Genomic DNA, 17,960 nt, shown 5'->3' on the forward strand with positions numbered 1-17,960 from the left:
CGTAGTTTAACCACTTTATTTTTTACGACTACGGATGATAAATTTATCCGATTTGTTTTTCTTCTTGCGAGTTTTGTAACCAAGTGCTGGTTTACCCCAAGGAGTCATTGGTGATTTACGTCCGATTGGAGAACGTCCTTCACCACCACCGTGTGGGTGATCGTTAGGGTTCATTACAGAACCACGAACTTCTGGGCGTTTACCTAACCAACGGCTACGACCTGCTTTACCGATGTGTACAAGTTCGTGTTGTTCGTTACCAACTTGACCGATTGTAGCGCGGCAAGTAGCTAAAACTAAACGTACTTCACCAGATTGTAAACGAACGATAACGTACTTATCTTCACGACCAAGTACTTGCGCAGAAGTACCAGCTGAACGTACTAATTGTCCGCCTTTACCAGGTTTTAACTCGATGTTATGGATTGTAGTACCCATTGGAATGTTTGCTAATGGTAAAGTGTTACCTACTTTAATATCAGCATCTGGACCAGAAACGATTGTTTGACCAACCTCTAGACCTTTTGGTGCTAAGATGTAAGCTTTTGCTCCATCAGCGTAGTTGATTAATGCGATATTCGCAGAACGGTTTGGATCATATTCAATAGTAGCAACTTTTGCCGGAATGCCATCTTTAACACGTTTGAAATCGATAACACGGTATTGCTTCTTATGACCACCACCATGATGACGAACAGTGATTTTACCTTGGTTGTTACGACCAGCTTTGCGTTTAGTTGGTTCAAGCAATGATTTCTCAGGCTTGTTAGTTGTAATTTCCGCAAAGTCTAATGACGTCATGTTACGACGACCATTAGAGGTAGGTTTATACTTTTTAATCGCCATTGTGTTTTCCCTCCTTCTTGAGTGTTCAAATCATAAATCCGTTAGGATTACATTTCGAATAATTCAATTTCTTTGCTATCAGCAGTTAGTTTAACGATCGCTTTACGACGTTTGTTAGTGTAACCACCGTAACGGCCTACGCGTTTGAATTTACCTTTGTAGTTAAGAACGTTTACTTTCTCAACTTTTACGCCAAAGATTTCTTCTACAGCGTCTTTTACTTGAGTTTTGTTAGCGCGAGTGTCTACTTCGAAAGTATACTTTTTCTCTGCCATAAGTTCTGAAGAACGCTCAGTAATGACCGGACGTTTTAAAATATCACGTGCTTCCATTATCCAAGCACCTCCTCAACTTTTTCTACTGCAGACTTAGTGAATACAACTTTATCATGACCTAATAGATCAAGAACGTTGATTCCGTTTGCAGTTAAAACTGTTACACCTGGGATGTTACGAGCAGATAATGCTACGTTTTCATCTAGGTCAGCAGTTACGAATAAAGATTTTTTCTCTAAAGAAAGATCTTTAAGGATTTTTGTGAATTCTTTTGTTTTTGGTGCTGCTAGAGTTAGAGCATCAAGAACTAAGAAGTTTTGTTCTACTACTTTAGCTGATAAAGCAGATTTAAGAGCTAAACGACGAACTTTTTTAGGTAATTTATAAGAATAGCTACGTGGAGTAGGACCGAATACGATACCACCGCCGCGCCATTGTGGAGAACGGATAGAACCTTGACGAGCACGACCAGTTCCTTTTTGACGCCATGGTTTACGACCACCACCAGCAACTTCAGAACGGTTTTTAACCTTGTGATTACCTTGACGAAGAGAAGCGCGTTGAGCAACTACTGCGTCGAATAATACTGCTTCATTTGGCTCGATTCCGAAGATCGCATCGTTTAATTCGATTTCACCAACTGAAGCACCTGTTTGACTAAGTACAGATACTTTTGTCATTCCTGTTTCCTCCTTTCCTTAAGTGATTACTTAGCTTTAATTGCAGTTTTTACTGTAACTAGAGCTTTTTTAGAACCAGGAACATTACCTTTAACAAGTAGTAAGTTACGATCTGTGTCAACTTTCACGATTTCTAAGTTTTGGATTGTAACTACATTGCCACCCATTTGACCAGGTAATTTCTTTTGTTTGAATACGCGGTTCGGAGCAACTGGACCCATTGAACCAGGACGACGGTGGTAACGAGAACCGTGGGCCATAGGACCACGAGATTGTCCGTGGCGTTTGATAACACCTTGGAAACCTTTACCTTTAGTAACTCCTGTTACATCGATTACATCGCCTTCTGCGAAAATTTCTACTTTGACTTCTTGACCAACTTCGTATTCTTCCACGTTCACGTTGCGGAATTCACGAATGAAGCGCTTAGGAGCAGTGTTCGCTTTTGCTACGTGACCTTGTTCTGGTTTGTTAGAAAGCTTAACGCGCTTGTCTTCGAAACCAACTTGAATTGCTTCGTAGCCGTCTGTTTCAACAGTTTTCTTTTGAAGAACTACGTTTGGAGTAGCTTCGATAACTGTTACCGGGATTAAATCGCCGTTTTCAGCGAAAACTTGTGTCATACCAATTTTTCTACCTAAGATTCCTTTAGCCATTTGTCACACCTCCTGTAAGTTTTAAAAGTTATATTGTTTTTACCATTAAAGTTTGATTTCGATATCAACGCCAGATGGTAAATCAAGTTTCATTAACGCGTCAACAGTTTGTGGTGTTGGGTTAACGATATCGATCAGACGTTTATGCGTACGCATTTCGAATTGTTCACGAGAATCTTTGTACTTGTGAACCGCACGAAGAATTGTGTACACAGACTTCTCAGTTGGAAGTGGAATCGGACCTGATACACTTGCACCTGAACGTTTTGCAGTTTCCACAATTTTCTCAGCAGATTGATCTAAAATACGGTGATCATACGCTTTTAAACGAATACGAATCTTTTGTTTTGCCATTATTTTCCCTCCTTCTCGCCTATTTTCTAGACATTCTCCACGAAAATTTTCCCACACACCGCCATGGCAAAGCGGCCGGGTGTGTCGGCAACCTCTCGCTTCATCGCAGTCAAAGACCAACATTCAACATTATATACAATAAAAAAAGAATAAGCAAGTCTTTTCGCTAAATTCTTTTAAATGTTGCAGATATTCTTAGTACTACTATTTCTTCGCTTTATTAAGCCGTTTATTAGTATATAAAATTTCTATACATATTGCAACACTTAAGGTTGTCATATCAACATTTTCGCACATTTCAAATAACTCAAAAAAGAAAAAAGTAGTTTCTATATAATTATAGAAACTACCTCCTTATTATAGAAAGAACACACAGGCAATCCAACCAAATAGGATTAGTGGTATGTTAATGAAAATAAACGTAGGAACACAGGTATCCCAAATATGATGATGCTGGCCATCAACATTAAGGCCTGCTGTTGGCCCTAATGTAGAATCGGATGCTGGAGAACCTGCGTCTCCTAGAGCACCAGCTGTACCGATTAAGCATAATATCGCTAAAGGACTCATATCTAAACCTTGTGCTAGCGGAACAAATAGTGTCGCGATTATAGGCACTGTAGCGAAGGACGAACCAATCCCCATCGTCACAACTAATCCTATGATTAACATGATGAAGACAGCAAGACTTCTATTTCCTTCTAATACAGTAAGTGAATTTGTAATTAAGCTGTCCACATCACCTGTTGCATTGATTACCGCCGCAAAACCATTTGCCGCAATCATAACAAAGCCAATAAAGGCCATCATCTTCATTCCTTCAGAAAGAATCTCATCTGCTTCTCTCCATTTAAGAGCACCTGTAAAATACATAATCATAATACCTGCAAACGAGCCTACAATCATTGAGTCTGTTAACACTTGAGCGCATAGTGATATTACTAGTGCCAGAGCTGTAGAAAACATAATGAATTTGCTGACGTTTACATTTAAAGATTCCGTCTCCACTTCACTATGCTTATAATGTCTTGGTTTGCGGTATACAGCGAAGGCAATTATCAATCCGATTAGCATTCCTAATACGGGAATACCCATTGCTGCAGGGACATCACGTGAAGAAACAGCCATTCCTGCCTCTGACACTTGTGTAGCAACGATATCTTGAAAGATTGCTCCAAAACCAGCAGGTACAAAACTATAAGTACCAATTAAGCCTACTGCAATCAACGTTGCAATTATACGTCGATCGACTTCTAGCATATTTAAAATCTTTAAAATAGGAGGTATTAATAATGGAATGAAGGCAATATGAATAGGAATAACATTTTGAGATAAAATAGACATCACAAAAATAAGGAAGAAAATTAATACCTTCACAAGTCCTTTTCTATTACTTTCACCCTTTAATATTTTTAACATCCCGGCTATCATTAATTCGGGTATTCCTGTTTTGGCAATGGCGATTGCAAAACCACCAAGTAAGCCATAACTTAATGCAATGGTTGCTCCTGCTCCTAATCCCTCTGTAAATGATTGGACTGTTGACTCAATGCCCATCCCACTAGTTAGACCACCTACAAATGCTCCTAGAACTAACGAGAGAACTACATTGATGCGAAGCAAGCTTAATATTAACATAACGGCAACAGCCGCAATTACTGCATTCATTGTTACACTCTACTTTCATACACTAAATTACTAACATGTTAAACTTTATTATTCTGATAATTGAAAGTCAAGGTTTTTTGTAATTTCTATATTCTTTGCACTAAAAAAACAGTGTAATGATAACCACCACACTGTTTCCGAGTTTCCTCTTATTTAATATTACAACGACTGACGTACAACCTTTTTATAGTAGCCTACCGATAGAATAGCAAAAATCGTATATAAAGCTATATAACAGCACATTGCAATCCACAAGGGAGCTGTTAACTCTGTCCCAAATAAAAACCATCCTGACTTAACAGCAAAGTAGCTATGCAATAACCCAATAACTAATGGAACACCGAAATTAAAGGCCTGTTTCATATAAATACCTTTCATGATATCTTTTTCAGCAAAACCAATCTTTCGTAGGATTGTATAGGAATCACGTTCTTCCTCCGCCTCAGACATTTGTTTAAAGTATAGAATACTACCTGTGGTCATTAAAAACGCTAACCCTAAAAATGCTGTTGTAAAGATGGTAAGACCCAATGATTCAATATTGTCTTTACGTTTTCCTTCATAGGATGATTGTGTATATTGCTTTGTCTTCCCTTTATCATCTACAGCCGTAATAATACCTGCATTTGATTGAATATATAATTTTTCTGCTGTTGCAATATCTTCGTTAGATTTTAAAGTAATTGTTGTTTGATGATGCCAAGGATAAAGAGCTGCCTGTGTAGTTAAACTTTTAAACATATCATCTGTCACAACAAAGATAGGTCCACCACCCCCAGCCGTTACAATACCACTTATCACGCTTTTATCATGGATATCAACGACATGAAAAGTTTCTTCAAGTTCTCCTGCAGATACTACTAAATCATGATCTTTCTCTAACGGGAACATTTCAGCCATATAACCACCATAGTTTGTTAAGATAACCTCATTCCCTGAAAGCTTAGCTTCTGGAACACTCTGCTGGTAATCTGAAAGTGGAATGGTATAAATTGTGCCTTCCATTGTATATAAAGGGTTATCCTGCTGTTTTTTAGACATCAATTGACCTACAGCAGCGGTTACTCCCTGAAGACGGTAGTCAATTTTATCATAAGCAATATTATTTTCCTCTAACTTCTCTAAAAATTCCTCCCCTTGCTCTTCAAGCAATATGAAATCACCAGGTACTTGGCTATATGCAGATGCTTCCGAGGAGTAGTAGGCGATATAGGAAAGAGTCGTCACGCCTAGAGAAACGCCTGTTAACACAGTGATTAGTGTTAATGACTTTGCATTGCTCTTCATACGATGCATGATGGGCGTTAATGCTAATACATCCTTTATGGATAAATGCCCTTTTTTCTTTAGGCGAATAGTATTCATAATAAATGCTACAGAGAAACGAAAAACAAGGAATGTTCCACCAATTGTAGTAGCTAAAATAATTATCATATTGATAAATAAATTACCAGCAGATTCGATATCGAACAACTTTGTCGATGCATAGTAGCCATAAACAATCAGTATAAGACCCAAAAAGCCAATAACCATCTGGAACGCACTAAAACGTCTCACACGCTCATCTGCTTGTTTTGCTGCACTAAATAATGATAACAATGACACATGATGAATCATCCAAGCCATCTGTATAAGAACAATGATTAATAAGATAGTAAAAACAATCATCGACTGCATTAAAGCTTGTGTACTAAAAGTCATGGTTACAAGAGCTTCTTTTTCAAGCACTCGAAGCAAAATCATTGCAAACACACGAGAGCTAAAGAAGCCTGCCAACATACCTATAATAACGGCTCCAACAAATAAGAGAATGTTTTCAACCGCTAATAAACGCACGATTAGCCCCTTAGTCATGCCGATCAGTTGATACAAACCTATTTCCTTACTACGACGCTTCATAAATAAATGGTTTGCATACAGAACGAAGAATAAAACGATAAAATAAAGAATATAAGTTGCTGCCTTAAATCCGGCCGTAGCTGTTCCACTCATTTGAACAGCAGCCCACACCTCCGTATTATTTTGCAAGGTGACAAACGAAAAGTATAAGGTAACACTAAAAATAAGTGCAAAGAAATATAGATAGTAGTGCTTCATATTTTTCTTCATACTTCGAAGTACTAACTTACTAAGACTCATACCCGTCACCGCCTAGCACACTTTGTGTATGCATGATTTCTTTGAAAAAGGCCTGCCTTGTTTTATCGCCCTTATAAAGTTCACTATAGATAAGGCCATCCTTTAGAAATAACACACGTGTACAGAAACTTGCGGCTACTGCATCGTGTGTAACCATCATAATTGTCGCTTCTTTTGTTTCATTTATATTTTGTAGATTTTGAAGCAGGGCTGTAGCTGATTTAGAATCTAGTGCACCAGTGGGCTCGTCTGCAAATACCAATGACGGATTGGTAATAAGTGCACGTGCAGCAGAGGTACGCTGTTTTTGTCCACCTGATATTTCGTTGGGGTATTTATTTAAAATTTCCGTGATTCCCAACAAAGAAGTGAGTTCCTTCACTCGACTTTCGGCAACAGCTTTTGGTAACTTACTGATGGCTAACGGTAGAAGAATATTTTCTTTTACTGTCAAGGTATCTAATAAATTATAGTCTTGAAATATAAATCCCAGCTGCTCTCTTCGGAAGTTTGCTAAAGCCTTTTCTTTCATACCACGTAAACTATGACCGTTTATCTCAATAACACCTTCTGTCGCAAAGTCAATTGAGCATAAGACATTTAAAAGCGTTGTTTTACCAGAGCCAGAAGGACCCATAATACCTACAAATTCTCCTCTATTCACTTCTACATCAATACCCTTTAATACTTCCTGAGCCGTTGATTTTTTTCCATACACTTTCTTTATTTTACGTCCTATTAAAACTGTCACTTCATAACGCCCCTTTCTATAGTTCAAGTGTACCCTGTCAAACCTAATCATTCGTGCGTTTTACATGACAATATAAAAAGGTAGGTGACATTTTCGTCATCTACCTGTTAGTTTCGCATATTCATTTTGTAAGGGGAAACGTAGTGTAAATAGCGAGCCTTCACCAACTTTAGATTGAACATTAATACGAATACCAATTTTATGGGCTACATTAGATGCTAAATAGAGACCCATACCTGTAGATTGAGAGGATTCCCTTCCCGCTGTTCCTGTATAAGATTTTTGAAAAATCCGAGGTAAATCGTCTAAAGGTATACCCCTACCTATATCTTTAATATGTAGTAATGTTGCACCTGAAGAATCATGTTCTGTAAAGATTGTTATCTCAGAATTTACTGGGCTATACTTGATGGCATTCGAAAGAATTTGTCGAATAATAAAAGCTAGCCACTTGCCATCTGTCATAACCATCTCTGTCAGTTCACCAATTTCAAAGCCAATGCCTTTTTCAAGACACCAAGCTTGCATAGCTCGGATTTCTTTATAAATAATGGGCTTTAGTTCAATCTCATTTAAATAATTATCTTTTTCAATAGCGTATAATCTTGTTTGATGCAGTTGTTGATCAACCAAAAGATGTAGTCTTAGCCATTCATTCTCTAATTTTCGACGTAGCTGTAAATCCTCAATATGTTCAAACATTAAATTAATGGCAGTTAAAGGTGCTTTTACTTCATGGACCCAAGCTAATAGTTCATCAGAATGTTCCTGTATCTGCACTTTGGCTTGATTTAACTCTAAATTCTTTTCAAAAAAGGCATCCTCCATTTTTCGAAAGTATACTTCTTGAAAAGGAGATAAAGCTAAACTATTTCTATGTGCATCATCAAGGTGGCTATCCATATTTCCCAGGAAATCTTTTAATTTCCCAACTTCGATGACATAGCGACACCAAAAAAAGAGTATAAAACATACAAGTAAACTAACGTTTACATACCAAATAGAAACTCCATTTAAACCAACATCTAAAGAAAATAGCACATTTAGAATTATCAGAGTAAAAATAAAAAATCCTATCCAAGCAAAGCGTTCTCTAACAAATAATAATAACAACTTCCCTCACATCCCTCAGCTTACTGCCATATAACCAAGTCCCTTTTTTGTTAGTATTACCTCATGTAAACCAATATCCTCTAGCTTTGCACGTAACCGATTAACGTTTACAGACAAAGTATTATCGTTTACGAAACGTTCGTCATCCCATAGTTTTCTCATTAGCTCGTCTCTTGAAACGATATGATTAGCCTGCTCCACTAATATTCTTAAAATAAAAAGTTCATTTTTTGTTAAAGAAGCAATGGCACCATTATACATAATTTCACTTCTCGCATAATCAATTATGGCATCGTTAAAACGTGTAACATCCATTTTTTCTTCAACGTAATCATAGGTTCTACGTAAAATAGCCTGTGCTTTTGCGAGTAAAACTTCCATATGAAAAGGCTTTTGAATAAAATCATCAGCCCCCATTTGCATAGCCATCACCATATCCATCGGGTGATCTCGGGAAGAAAGAAAAAGGATTGGCACTTTGGATAAATGACGAATTTCACGACACCAATGAAAGCCGTCATAGGCAGGCAATTGAATATCAATTAGCACGAGATGGGGCTTCTCCTCTATAAAGTCATCCATCACCTTCTGAAAATTTTTAGGTCCAACCACGTTTAGTGACCACTGCTCAAAACGTTCTTGAATCATGCTAAAAATAGAAGGATCGTCTTCAATCAGCAAAATTTTCATGTCCATACTCAGTTCCCCTTTCCCTTTAATTATTTACGCTAGAGGACATGCTTGTGGTTATGTACACATACACTAATTAAAACTCTAATTTTTCTTTATTTTAACACAAAAAACCAATCTGTAGGCGTCCCTACAGATTGGTTTGGAATTAGCAAGAGCTAAAATTATTTTTGGATAGAAGCAACTACGCCAGCGCCTACAGTACGGCCACCCTCACGGATAGAGAATTTAGTACCTTCTTCAAGAGCGATTGGAGCGATAAGTTCAACTGTCATTTCGATGTTATCACCAGGCATTACCATTTCAACGCCTTCTGGTAAGTTACAGATACCTGTTACGTCAGTTGTACGGAAGTAGAACTGAGGACGGTAGTTAGAGAAGAATGGAGTATGACGGCCACCCTCTTCTTTTGATAAAACGTAAACTTCAGCTTTGAAGTTAGTGTGTGGAGTAATTGAACCTGGTTTAGCTAATACTTGACCACGTTGGATTTCTTCACGAGCAACACCACGTAGTAAAGCACCGATGTTGTCACCAGCTTCAGCATAGTCTAATAATTTACGGAACATTTCTACACCAGTTACAGTAGTAGATTTAGCTTCTTCAGCGATACCGATGATTTCAACTACGTCACCAACTTTAACTTGACCACGTTCAACACGGCCAGTTGCAACTGTACCACGACCAGTAATAGAGAATACGTCCTCTACTGGCATCATGAATGGTTTGTCAGTTTGACGTTCTGGAGTTGGGATGTAAGAATCTACAGCGTCCATTAATTCAACGATTTTTTCTTCCCATTCTGGTTCACCTTCAAGAGCTTTAAGAGCAGAACCTTTGATTACAGGAATATCGTCACCTGGGAAGTCATATTCAGATAGTAGGTCACGGATTTCCATTTCTACTAATTCTAATAATTCTTCGTCGTCAACCATATCACATTTGTTCATGAATACTACTAAGTATGGAACACCTACTTGACGAGATAAAAGGATGTGTTCACGAGTTTGTGGCATTGGGCCGTCAGCAGCAGATACTACTAAGATACCGCCGTCCATTTGAGCAGCACCAGTGATCATGTTTTTAACATAGTCAGCGTGTCCTGGGCAGTCAACGTGTGCATAGTGACGAGTTTCAGTTTCGTATTCTACGTGAGAAGTATTGATTGTGATACCACGTTCTTTTTCTTCTGGAGCGTTATCGATATCAGCGTAAGATTTAGCTGTACCACCCATTTTTTTAGAAAGAACTGTAGCGATTGCAGCAGTTAAAGTAGTTTTACCATGGTCAACGTGTCCGATTGTACCAATGTTAGCATGCGTTTTAGAACGGTCAAATTTTTCTTTAGCCATTAGAGATTGCCTCCTCAAAATTGTATGTTTTAGATTTAAAATTTATAGAATGAATGCTGATAGAGAACGGGCCCATCCCCTATCCTGCAATCATAGCTTACAAATTAGTTATACTTTATGCAAGATGAAATTTCAATTATTCACCTTTATTTTTTTTGATGATATCTTCAGAGATTGATTTTGGTACTTCTTCATAATGATCGAATACCATTGAGAATACACCACGACCTTGCGTTGCAGAACGTAAAGTTGTTGCATATCCAAACATTTCTGAAAGTGGAACCATCGCACGAACAACTTGAGCGTTACCGCGAGCTTCCATACCTTCTACGCGACCACGGCGAGAAGTGATGTTACCCATGATATCACCAAGATATTCTTCAGGAATTACAACTTCAACTTTCATCATAGGCTCTAAAAGAACTGGACTACATTTTGATGCAGCAGCTTTAAGTGCCATAGATGCAGCGATTTTAAATGCCATTTCGTTTGAGTCAACATCATGGTATGAACCATCGAATAATTTCGCTTTGATGTCGATTAATGGGTAACCAGCGATTACACCGCGGTCAAGCGAGTCACGAAGACCTGCTTCTACAGCTGGAATATATTCACGTGGTACTACACCACCAACGATAGCATTTTCGAATTCAAAGCCTTTACCCTCTTCATTTGGAGAGAACTCGATCCATACGTCACCGTATTGACCACGACCACCTGATTGACGAGTGAATTTACCTTGAACTTGAGCAGAGCCACGGAATGTTTCACGGTAAGATACCATTGGAGCACCTACGTTAGCTTCTACTTTAAATTCACGGCGCATACGATCAACTAAGATATCAAGGTGAAGCTCACCCATACCTGAGATAATTGTTTGACCAGTTTCTTGGTCTGTATGTGCACGGAATGTTGGATCTTCTTCTTGTAGTTTTTGTAAAGCTTGACCCATTTTATCTTGGTCAGCTTTTGATTTTGGTTCTACAGAAAGAGAGATAACTGGTTCTGGGAACTCCATAGACTCAAGGATAACAAGGTTTTTCTCTTCACAAAGAGTGTCACCAGTTGTTGTATCTTTAAGACCTACAGCAGCTGCGATATCACCAGCAAATACTTTTGAAATCTCTTCACGGCTGTTAGCGTGCATTTGTAGGATACGACCTACACGTTCACGTTTACCTTTTGAAGAGTTTTGTACGTATGAACCTGATTCAAGAACACCAGAGTACACACGGAAGAACGTTAATTTACCTACGAATGGGTCAGTCATAACTTTAAATGCTAAAGCTGAGAATGGCGCTTCGTCTGATGATGGACGTTCAGTTTCATCACCATCTGGAGTTGTACCTTTAATAGCTGGTACATCAACTGGTGATGGTAAGTAATCGATAACTGCGTCAAGCATTTTACGAACACCTTTGTGTTTGAATGCTGTACCACAGATTACTGGGTAGAATTCTACAGCGATTGTCGCTTTACGGATAGCCGCTTTAAGCTCTTCTTTTGTAATTTCTTCACCAGCAAAGTATTTTTCCATGATTTCTTCGTTAACTTCAGCGATTGCTTCGATTAACTTCTCACGGTATTCTTCAGCTTGCGCTTTGAATTCTTCAGGAATTGGTTGACCTTCACGTAATGCTGTACCTTCTTCGTTATCGTAGTAAGTTACATCCATTTCAACTAGGTCAATAATTGCTTTGAACTCATCTTCCGCACCAATTGGTAATTGGATTGGATGAGCATTTGCTTGTAAACGCTCGTGTAAAGTACCTACAGAATATAGGAAATCTGCACCCATTTTATCCATTTTGTTAATGAATACGATACGTGGTACACCGTAAGTTGTAGCTTGACGCCATACAGTTTCTGTTTGAGGTTCAACACCAGATTGAGCATCAAGTACAGTTACTGCGCCGTCAAGTACACGTAAAGAACGTTCTACTTCTACAGTGAAGTCTACGTGTCCAGGAGTATCGATGATGTTTACGCGGTTGCCTTTCCATTGAGCTGTTGTCGCAGCAGAAGTGATTGTGATACCACGTTCTTGCTCTTGCTCCATCCAGTCCATTTGAGAAGCGCCTTCATGAGTTTCACCGATTTTGTGAATCTTACCTGTGTAATAAAGGATACGCTCAGTTGTTGTTGTTTTACCAGCATCAATGTGAGCCATGATCCCAATATTACGAGTATTCTCTAGTGAGAATTCGCGTTTCATTAGGTATTTCTCCTTCCATATTGGGCTTATGCTATGTTTAGATTACCAACGGTAGTGAGCGAATGCTTTGTTCGCTTCTGCCATTTTGTGCATATCTTCACGTTTCTTAACTGATGCACCAGTGTTGTTAGAAGCATCAAGGATTTCGTTAGCTAAACGCTCTTCCATAGTTTTTTCACCACGAAGACGAGAATAGTTAACTAGGTAACGAAGACCTAAAGTTGTACGACGTTCTGGGCGTACTTCAACTGGTACTTGGTAGTTAGAACCACCAACACGGCGAGCACGTACTTCAAGAACTGGCATTACGTTATTTAGAGCAGCTTCGAATACTTCGATTGGATCTTGACCAGAACGTTCTTTAACTAGTTCGAACGCACCGTATAAAATCTTTTGAGAAGTACCTCTTTTACCATCAATCATCATTTTATTGATTAAACGAGTTACTAGTTTTGAATTATAAATTGGATCTGGTAACACGTCACGTTTGGAAACAGGACCTTTACGAGGCATGTGTTTTCCTCCTTTCATTGAGTAAATATATAGTGGGATTTAAATTATTTTTTTTCTTTAGGGCGTTTTGTACCGTATAAAGAACGTGATTGCATACGACCGTTTACACCAGCAGTATCAAGAGCACCACGAACGATATGGTAACGAACACCCGGTAAGTCTTTTACACGACCGCCACGGATAAGAACAACACTGTGCTCTTGTAAGTTGTGGCCTTCACCAGGAATGTACGCTGTAACCTCGATTTGGTTAGTTAAACGTACACGAGCGTATTTACGTAACGCTGAGTTTGGTTTTTTAGGCGTCATTGTACCTACACGAGTACAAACACCACGTTTTTGTGGAGATTTAACATCAGTTAAAGATTTTTTAAATGAGTTATATCCTTTGTTTAACGCTGGTGAATTTGATTTCGTGATTTTAGATTTACGAGGCTTACGTACCAATTGGTTAATTGTAGGCATCGATTTTTCCTCCCTTCATTCCTTCTTTTTTTAATACCACACATCCAGGTGGTTCATTTTTTGGGTAAAAACAAAGTCTTTGTGCATTTTACACAAAAACTACTCTACAGTAATCGCAACTACCGCAGCTCCAACATGGATTCCACAGGCTTTGCCCAGTTCCTTTTTGGACTCAACAAGAATAACTGGTATACCGATTTCTCTCGCGAAAGATATGGCCGAATCGGTTACCCAATTGTCTGCATCAAGTGCCACAAAAAGTTCTTTCACTGAACCAGCTCGCATTGCTTTTACTGCTTGCTTTGTACCTATGATTGTTTGACTAGCCCTTACTTTATCATAAGACATTTACATATCCTCCGAAGTACAGACAGTTAACTATCAACCTTCAATATATTATCATTACTCATTTACACTGTCAACTAATATCTTGAAAAAGTCCGAAGAGATGATGAAAATATGCATCTCTTCGGCCTAATTTAATGTTTATTCAGCAGAAACGACTTCTGTGTCAAGCTCATCTTTTTCGATGCGGATTTGACGATAACGTTGCATACCAGTACCTGCAGGAACAAGTTTACCGATAATTACGTTCTCTTTTAATCCAAGAAGTTCGTCACGTTTACCCTTAATTGCTGCATCTGTTAACACACGTGTTGTTTCTTGGAACGATGCTGCAGATAAGAATGATTCTGTTTCAAGAGAAGCTTTTGTAATACCAAGGATAACAGGGCGACAAGTTGCAGGGTTTTTGCCATTCATAACAGCGTCTACGTTTGCCTCTGAGAATTGGTGGATATCTAGTAATGAGCCAGGTAGTAATTCTGTATCTCCAGCTTCAATTACACGCACTTTACGAAGCATTTGGCGAACCATTACCTCAATGTGTTTATCCCCAATTTCTACCCCTTGCATACGGTATACTTTTTGAACTTCTTTTAATAAATATTCTTGAACAGTTGAAACGTCTTTGACTTTTAGCAATTGTTTTGGATCGATAGAACCTTCTGTTAAAACTTGACCACGTTCTACATTATCACCTTCGATAACTTTCAAACGTGCGTTATAAGGTGCTTGATACTTACGAGTTTCTACGTCACCTTGAATTGTAATTTCTTTTAAGCCTTCACGAATTTCTGTGATATCTGAAACCGTACCAGCAATTTCTGAAATAACAGATTGACCTTTTGGATTACGTGCTTCAAAGATCTCTTGGATACGTGGAAGACCTTGTGTAATATCATCACCGGCAACCCCACCTGTATGGAATGTACGCATTGTTAACTGTGTACCTGGTTCACCGATTGATTGAGCCGCAATAATACCAACTGCTTCCCCAACTTCAACCTTCTCACCTGTCGCCAAGTTCATGCCGTAACATTTTTTACAAACGCCGTGTTTTGTATTACATGTAAATGCTGAACGGATTGTCACTTCTTCAATACCAGCCTCGATAATTGCACGAGCGATATCTTGGTCGATTAAACCGTCTTTTGCAAGAATTACTTCACCAGTTTCAGGGTGGAAGATTGTTTTCTTCGTATGACGACCAACAATACGTTCATCTAGAGCTTCAATTAACTCTGTGCCTTCCATTAGTGCACCAATCGTTAAGCCACGGTCAGTACCACAGTCATCTTCACGAACGATAACATCTTGTGCAACGTCAACAAGACGACGCGTTAAGTAACCTGAATCGGCAGTTTTTAGGGCTGTATCGGCAAGACCTTTACGAGCACCGTGAGTTGAGATGAAGTACTCTAATACTGTTAAACCTTCACGGAATGAAGATTTGATTGGAAGTTCGATAATACGACCAGCCGGGTTGGCCATCAGACCACGCATACCAGCTAGCTGAGTAAAGTTAGATGCATTACCACGGGCACCTGAATCAGACATCATGAAAATTGGGTTTGTTTTCTCAAGTGACTTCATCAGCTTCGCTTGAATTTCATCTTTTGCAGCACTCCAGCTTGAAATAACGCGATCATAACGCTCATCCTCAGTAATGAAACCACGACGGAATTGCGCTTGAACTTTATCTACTTTCTCTTGAGCTTCTGCTAAAATTTCACCTTTATCAGGTAATACCACGATATCAGATACACCTACAGTAATACCTGCACGTGTTGAATATTTGAAACCTAGGTTTTTCATACGGTCAAGCATTTTAGATGTTTCCGTAATGTGGAAACGTTTAAATACTTCAGCAATGATATTTCCTAAGAATTTCTTACGGAATGGGTTTACAACAGGTACTGATGCAAAGTATTTACGCAATACAGCTGTACGTTGTGCATCAATTTTCCCTTTTTCATCTAAATTATTATAAGCACTATCTGATTCAAGCTCTTTAAGTGTTTCTTCATCAATTGTTAACTTAGCAAAGTATTTTTCTGGTGTTACTTGCTCTAAGTTGAAATCAGTTGGCTCATTAATATAAGGGAATGATTCCGGTAAGATTTCATTAAAGATTACTTTACCGACAGTTGTTAATAAGAACATATTATTTTGTTCTTCAGTGAATGTCGGATTATTTAATGAACTTGCTTTAATTGCGATACGTGTATGCAAGTGTACATGACCTGTATCATAGGCAATTAAAACTTCATTTGGACCATAGAAAACAGTACCTTCACCACGTGCGCCTTCACGTTCAAGTGTTAAGTAGTAGTTTCCTAATACCATATCTTGAGAAGGTGTTACAACAGGTTTACCGTCTTTTGGATTCAGGATGTTTTGTGCAGCAAGCATTAGAAGACGAGCTTCAGCTTGAGCTTCAGCTGATAATGGTACGTGAACCGCCATTTGGTCACCATCGAAGTCAGCATTATAGGCTGTACATACTAATGGGTGAAGACGAATAGCACGACCTTCAACTAGTGTTGGTTCAAATGCTTGAATTCCAAGACGGTGAAGCGTTGGTGCACGGTTTAGTAATACTGGATGCTCACGGATAACATCTTCTAAAACGTCCCATACGTCGTTATTTAAACGTTCGATTTTACGTTTAGCAGATTTAATGTTATGAGCAAGACCACGCTCTACTAATTCTTTCATAACGAATGGCTTGAATAATTCGATAGCCATTTCTTTTGGTAAGCCACATTGGTACATTTTTAAGTTTGGACCTACTACGATAACCGAACGACCAGAGTAGTCAACACGTTTACCAAGTAGATTTTGACGGAAACGACCTTGTTTACCTTTCAACATATGTGAAAGTGATTTTAACGGGCGGTTACCAGGACCTGTTACAGGACGTCCACGACGACCATTATCGATTAATGCATCAACAGCTTCTTGTAACATTCGTTTTTCATTTTGTACGATGATGCTCGGAGCACCTAAATCTAATAAACGTTTTAAACGGTTATTACGATTAATTACACGACGGTATAAATCGTTTAAATCTGAAGTCGCGAAACGACCACCATCTAATTGCACCATTGGACGAAGCTCTGGTGGAATAACAGGTAGTACATCTAGAATCATCCATTCAGGTGAGTTTCCTGAGTTACGGAAAGATTCAACAACTTCTAGACGTTTAATGGCACGAGTACGTCTTTGACCTTGAGCAGATTTTAACTCCTCTTTTAAAGATTGCGTTTCATCTTCTAGGTCGATTTTACCTAATAATTTTTTGATTGCTTCTGCACCCATTGATGCTTCGAATGTATTACCGAATTTTTCACGGTATGCACGATACTCTTTTTCAGATAGTAATTGTTTACTTTCTAAATTAGTAGCACCTGCATCGATCACAACGTATGAAGCGAAATAGATAACTTCTTCAAGAGCACGAGGTGACATATCTAAAATTAGACCCATACGGCTAGGAATACCTTTGAAGTACCAGATATGAGAAACTGGTGCTGCTAATTCGATATGTCCCATACGTTCACGACGAACTTTAGCACGTGTTACTTCAACGCCACAACGATCACAAACTACGCCTTTATAGCGTACACGTTTATATTTCCCACAGTGACACTCCCAGTCCTTAGTTGGACCAAAAATACGCTCACAGAATAAACCATCTTTTTCTGGTTTTAGTGTACGGTAGTTAATTGTTTCAGGTTTTTTAACCTCTCCATATGACCAAGAACGAATCTTGTCAGGTGATGCTAAACCAATTTTCATATATTCAAATTCATTAACGTCTATCAAGGAGCCTACCTCCCTCTAGTATAGGTCTTTATAAAGACTCTTTTACGCAGCTCGATAATCGTTTGCAAAGATTG

General features: G+C 38.6%; 16 protein-coding genes. All 16 read right to left on the reverse strand.

The genetic code is table 11. The annotated features are described in order from the left end of the window. Positions 1 to 15: 15 nt before the first annotated feature. Complete coding sequence (gene rplB, locus LBYS11_RS22185; protein WP_009373990.1) at positions 16 to 846, reverse strand: 50S ribosomal protein L2; 831 nt, start codon at positions 844 to 846, stop codon at positions 16 to 18. A gap of 47 nt (positions 847 to 893) precedes the next feature. Then, positions 894 to 1,178, reverse strand: coding sequence for a 50S ribosomal protein L23 (gene rplW, locus LBYS11_RS22190; RefSeq protein ID WP_004233628.1), 285 nt, complete (start codon positions 1,176 to 1,178; stop codon positions 894 to 896). Further along, a complete protein-coding gene (rplD, locus tag LBYS11_RS22195; RefSeq protein WP_004233626.1) occupies positions 1,178 to 1,801 on the reverse strand; it encodes a 50S ribosomal protein L4 in 624 nt (207 codons plus the stop codon). The genes rplW and rplD overlap by 1 nt, the downstream gene beginning before the upstream one ends. A gap of 26 nt (positions 1,802 to 1,827) precedes the next feature. Further along, positions 1,828 to 2,457, reverse strand: coding sequence for a 50S ribosomal protein L3 (gene rplC, locus LBYS11_RS22200; protein ID WP_004233625.1), 630 nt, complete (start codon positions 2,455 to 2,457; stop codon positions 1,828 to 1,830). A gap of 45 nt (positions 2,458 to 2,502) precedes the next feature. Beyond that, positions 2,503 to 2,811 (reverse strand): 30S ribosomal protein S10, encoded by a 309-nt coding sequence (gene rpsJ / locus LBYS11_RS22205; protein WP_004233624.1) that lies wholly within the window; start codon positions 2,809 to 2,811, stop codon positions 2,503 to 2,505. Between the two features lie 357 nt (positions 2,812 to 3,168). Beyond that, positions 3,169 to 4,479 (reverse strand): Na+/H+ antiporter family protein, encoded by a 1,311-nt coding sequence (locus tag LBYS11_RS22210; protein WP_103118997.1) that lies wholly within the window; start codon positions 4,477 to 4,479, stop codon positions 3,169 to 3,171. 159 nt (positions 4,480 to 4,638) lie between these two features. Beyond that, positions 4,639 to 6,618 carry an FtsX-like permease family protein gene (locus LBYS11_RS22215; protein ID WP_103118998.1) on the reverse strand — a complete coding sequence of 660 codons (1,980 nt, stop codon included), beginning with the start codon at positions 6,616 to 6,618 and terminating at the stop codon, positions 4,639 to 4,641. After that, a complete protein-coding gene (locus LBYS11_RS22220; protein WP_048395566.1) occupies positions 6,608 to 7,369 on the reverse strand; it encodes an ABC transporter ATP-binding protein in 762 nt (253 codons plus the stop codon). The genes LBYS11_RS22215 and LBYS11_RS22220 overlap by 11 nt, the downstream gene beginning before the upstream one ends. 96 nt (positions 7,370 to 7,465) lie before the next feature. After that, positions 7,466 to 8,410 (reverse strand): sensor histidine kinase, encoded by a 945-nt coding sequence (locus LBYS11_RS22225; RefSeq protein WP_233732242.1) that lies wholly within the window; start codon positions 8,408 to 8,410, stop codon positions 7,466 to 7,468. An 87-nt stretch (positions 8,411 to 8,497) separates the two neighbouring features. After that, positions 8,498 to 9,172 carry a response regulator transcription factor gene (locus tag LBYS11_RS22230; RefSeq protein ID WP_048395586.1) on the reverse strand — a complete coding sequence of 225 codons (675 nt, stop codon included), beginning with the start codon at positions 9,170 to 9,172 and terminating at the stop codon, positions 8,498 to 8,500. A 164-nt stretch (positions 9,173 to 9,336) separates the two neighbouring features. Next, on the reverse strand, positions 9,337 to 10,524 hold the full coding sequence (tuf, locus tag LBYS11_RS22235; RefSeq protein WP_004233614.1) for an elongation factor Tu: 1,188 nt from the start codon (positions 10,522 to 10,524) through the stop codon (positions 9,337 to 9,339). A gap of 136 nt (positions 10,525 to 10,660) precedes the next feature. Next, complete coding sequence (fusA, locus tag LBYS11_RS22240; protein WP_066038311.1) at positions 10,661 to 12,739, reverse strand: elongation factor G; 2,079 nt, start codon at positions 12,737 to 12,739, stop codon at positions 10,661 to 10,663. 42 nt (positions 12,740 to 12,781) lie between these two features. Beyond that, entirely contained in the window at positions 12,782 to 13,252 is a 471-nt protein-coding gene (gene rpsG / locus LBYS11_RS22245; protein ID WP_004233610.1) for a 30S ribosomal protein S7, read from the reverse strand. Positions 13,253 to 13,296: 44 nt separating this feature from the next. After that, positions 13,297 to 13,716, reverse strand: coding sequence for a 30S ribosomal protein S12 (gene rpsL, locus LBYS11_RS22250; protein WP_004233609.1), 420 nt, complete (start codon positions 13,714 to 13,716; stop codon positions 13,297 to 13,299). A 99-nt stretch (positions 13,717 to 13,815) separates the two neighbouring features. Then, on the reverse strand, positions 13,816 to 14,064 hold the full coding sequence (locus tag LBYS11_RS22255) for a ribosomal L7Ae/L30e/S12e/Gadd45 family protein (RefSeq protein ID WP_004233607.1): 249 nt from the start codon (positions 14,062 to 14,064) through the stop codon (positions 13,816 to 13,818). A 138-nt stretch (positions 14,065 to 14,202) separates the two neighbouring features. Further along, positions 14,203 to 17,886: a DNA-directed RNA polymerase subunit beta' gene (rpoC, locus tag LBYS11_RS22260; RefSeq protein ID WP_048395560.1), complete on the reverse strand. Its 3,684-nt coding sequence runs from the start codon at positions 17,884 to 17,886 to the stop codon at positions 14,203 to 14,205. Between the last annotated feature and the right edge of the window lie 74 nt (positions 17,887 to 17,960).

The organism is Lysinibacillus sp. YS11 (assembly GCF_002896375.1).
GTDB lineage: Bacteria > Bacillota > Bacilli > Bacillales_A > Planococcaceae > Lysinibacillus > Lysinibacillus capsici.

What these genes read in the sequence shown, in the direction of transcription:
- rplB (WP_009373990.1), bottom strand. Translation starts at nt 846, where the DNA reads ATGGCGATTAAAAAGTATAAACCTACCTCTAATGGTCGTCGTAACATG.
- rplW (WP_004233628.1), bottom strand. Translation starts at nt 1,178, where the DNA reads ATGGAAGCACGTGATATTTTAAAACGTCCGGTCATTACTGAGCGTTCT.
- rplD (WP_004233626.1), bottom strand. Translation starts at nt 1,801, where the DNA reads ATGACAAAAGTATCTGTACTTAGTCAAACAGGTGCTTCAGTTGGTGAA.
- rplC (WP_004233625.1), bottom strand. Translation starts at nt 2,457, where the DNA reads ATGGCTAAAGGAATCTTAGGTAGAAAAATTGGTATGACACAAGTTTTC.
- rpsJ (WP_004233624.1), bottom strand. Translation starts at nt 2,811, where the DNA reads ATGGCAAAACAAAAGATTCGTATTCGTTTAAAAGCGTATGATCACCGT.
- LBYS11_RS22210 (WP_103118997.1), bottom strand. Translation starts at nt 4,479, where the DNA reads ATGAATGCAGTAATTGCGGCTGTTGCCGTTATGTTAATATTAAGCTTG.
- LBYS11_RS22215 (WP_103118998.1), bottom strand. Translation starts at nt 6,618, where the DNA reads ATGAGTCTTAGTAAGTTAGTACTTCGAAGTATGAAGAAAAATATGAAG.
- LBYS11_RS22230 (WP_048395586.1), bottom strand. Translation starts at nt 9,172, where the DNA reads ATGAAAATTTTGCTGATTGAAGACGATCCTTCTATTTTTAGCATGATT.
- tuf (WP_004233614.1), bottom strand. Translation starts at nt 10,524, where the DNA reads ATGGCTAAAGAAAAATTTGACCGTTCTAAAACGCATGCTAACATTGGT.
- fusA (WP_066038311.1), bottom strand. Translation starts at nt 12,739, where the DNA reads ATGAAACGCGAATTCTCACTAGAGAATACTCGTAATATTGGGATCATG.
- rpsG (WP_004233610.1), bottom strand. Translation starts at nt 13,252, where the DNA reads ATGCCTCGTAAAGGTCCTGTTTCCAAACGTGACGTGTTACCAGATCCA.
- rpsL (WP_004233609.1), bottom strand. Translation starts at nt 13,716, where the DNA reads ATGCCTACAATTAACCAATTGGTACGTAAGCCTCGTAAATCTAAAATC.
- LBYS11_RS22255 (WP_004233607.1), bottom strand. Translation starts at nt 14,064, where the DNA reads ATGTCTTATGATAAAGTAAGGGCTAGTCAAACAATCATAGGTACAAAG.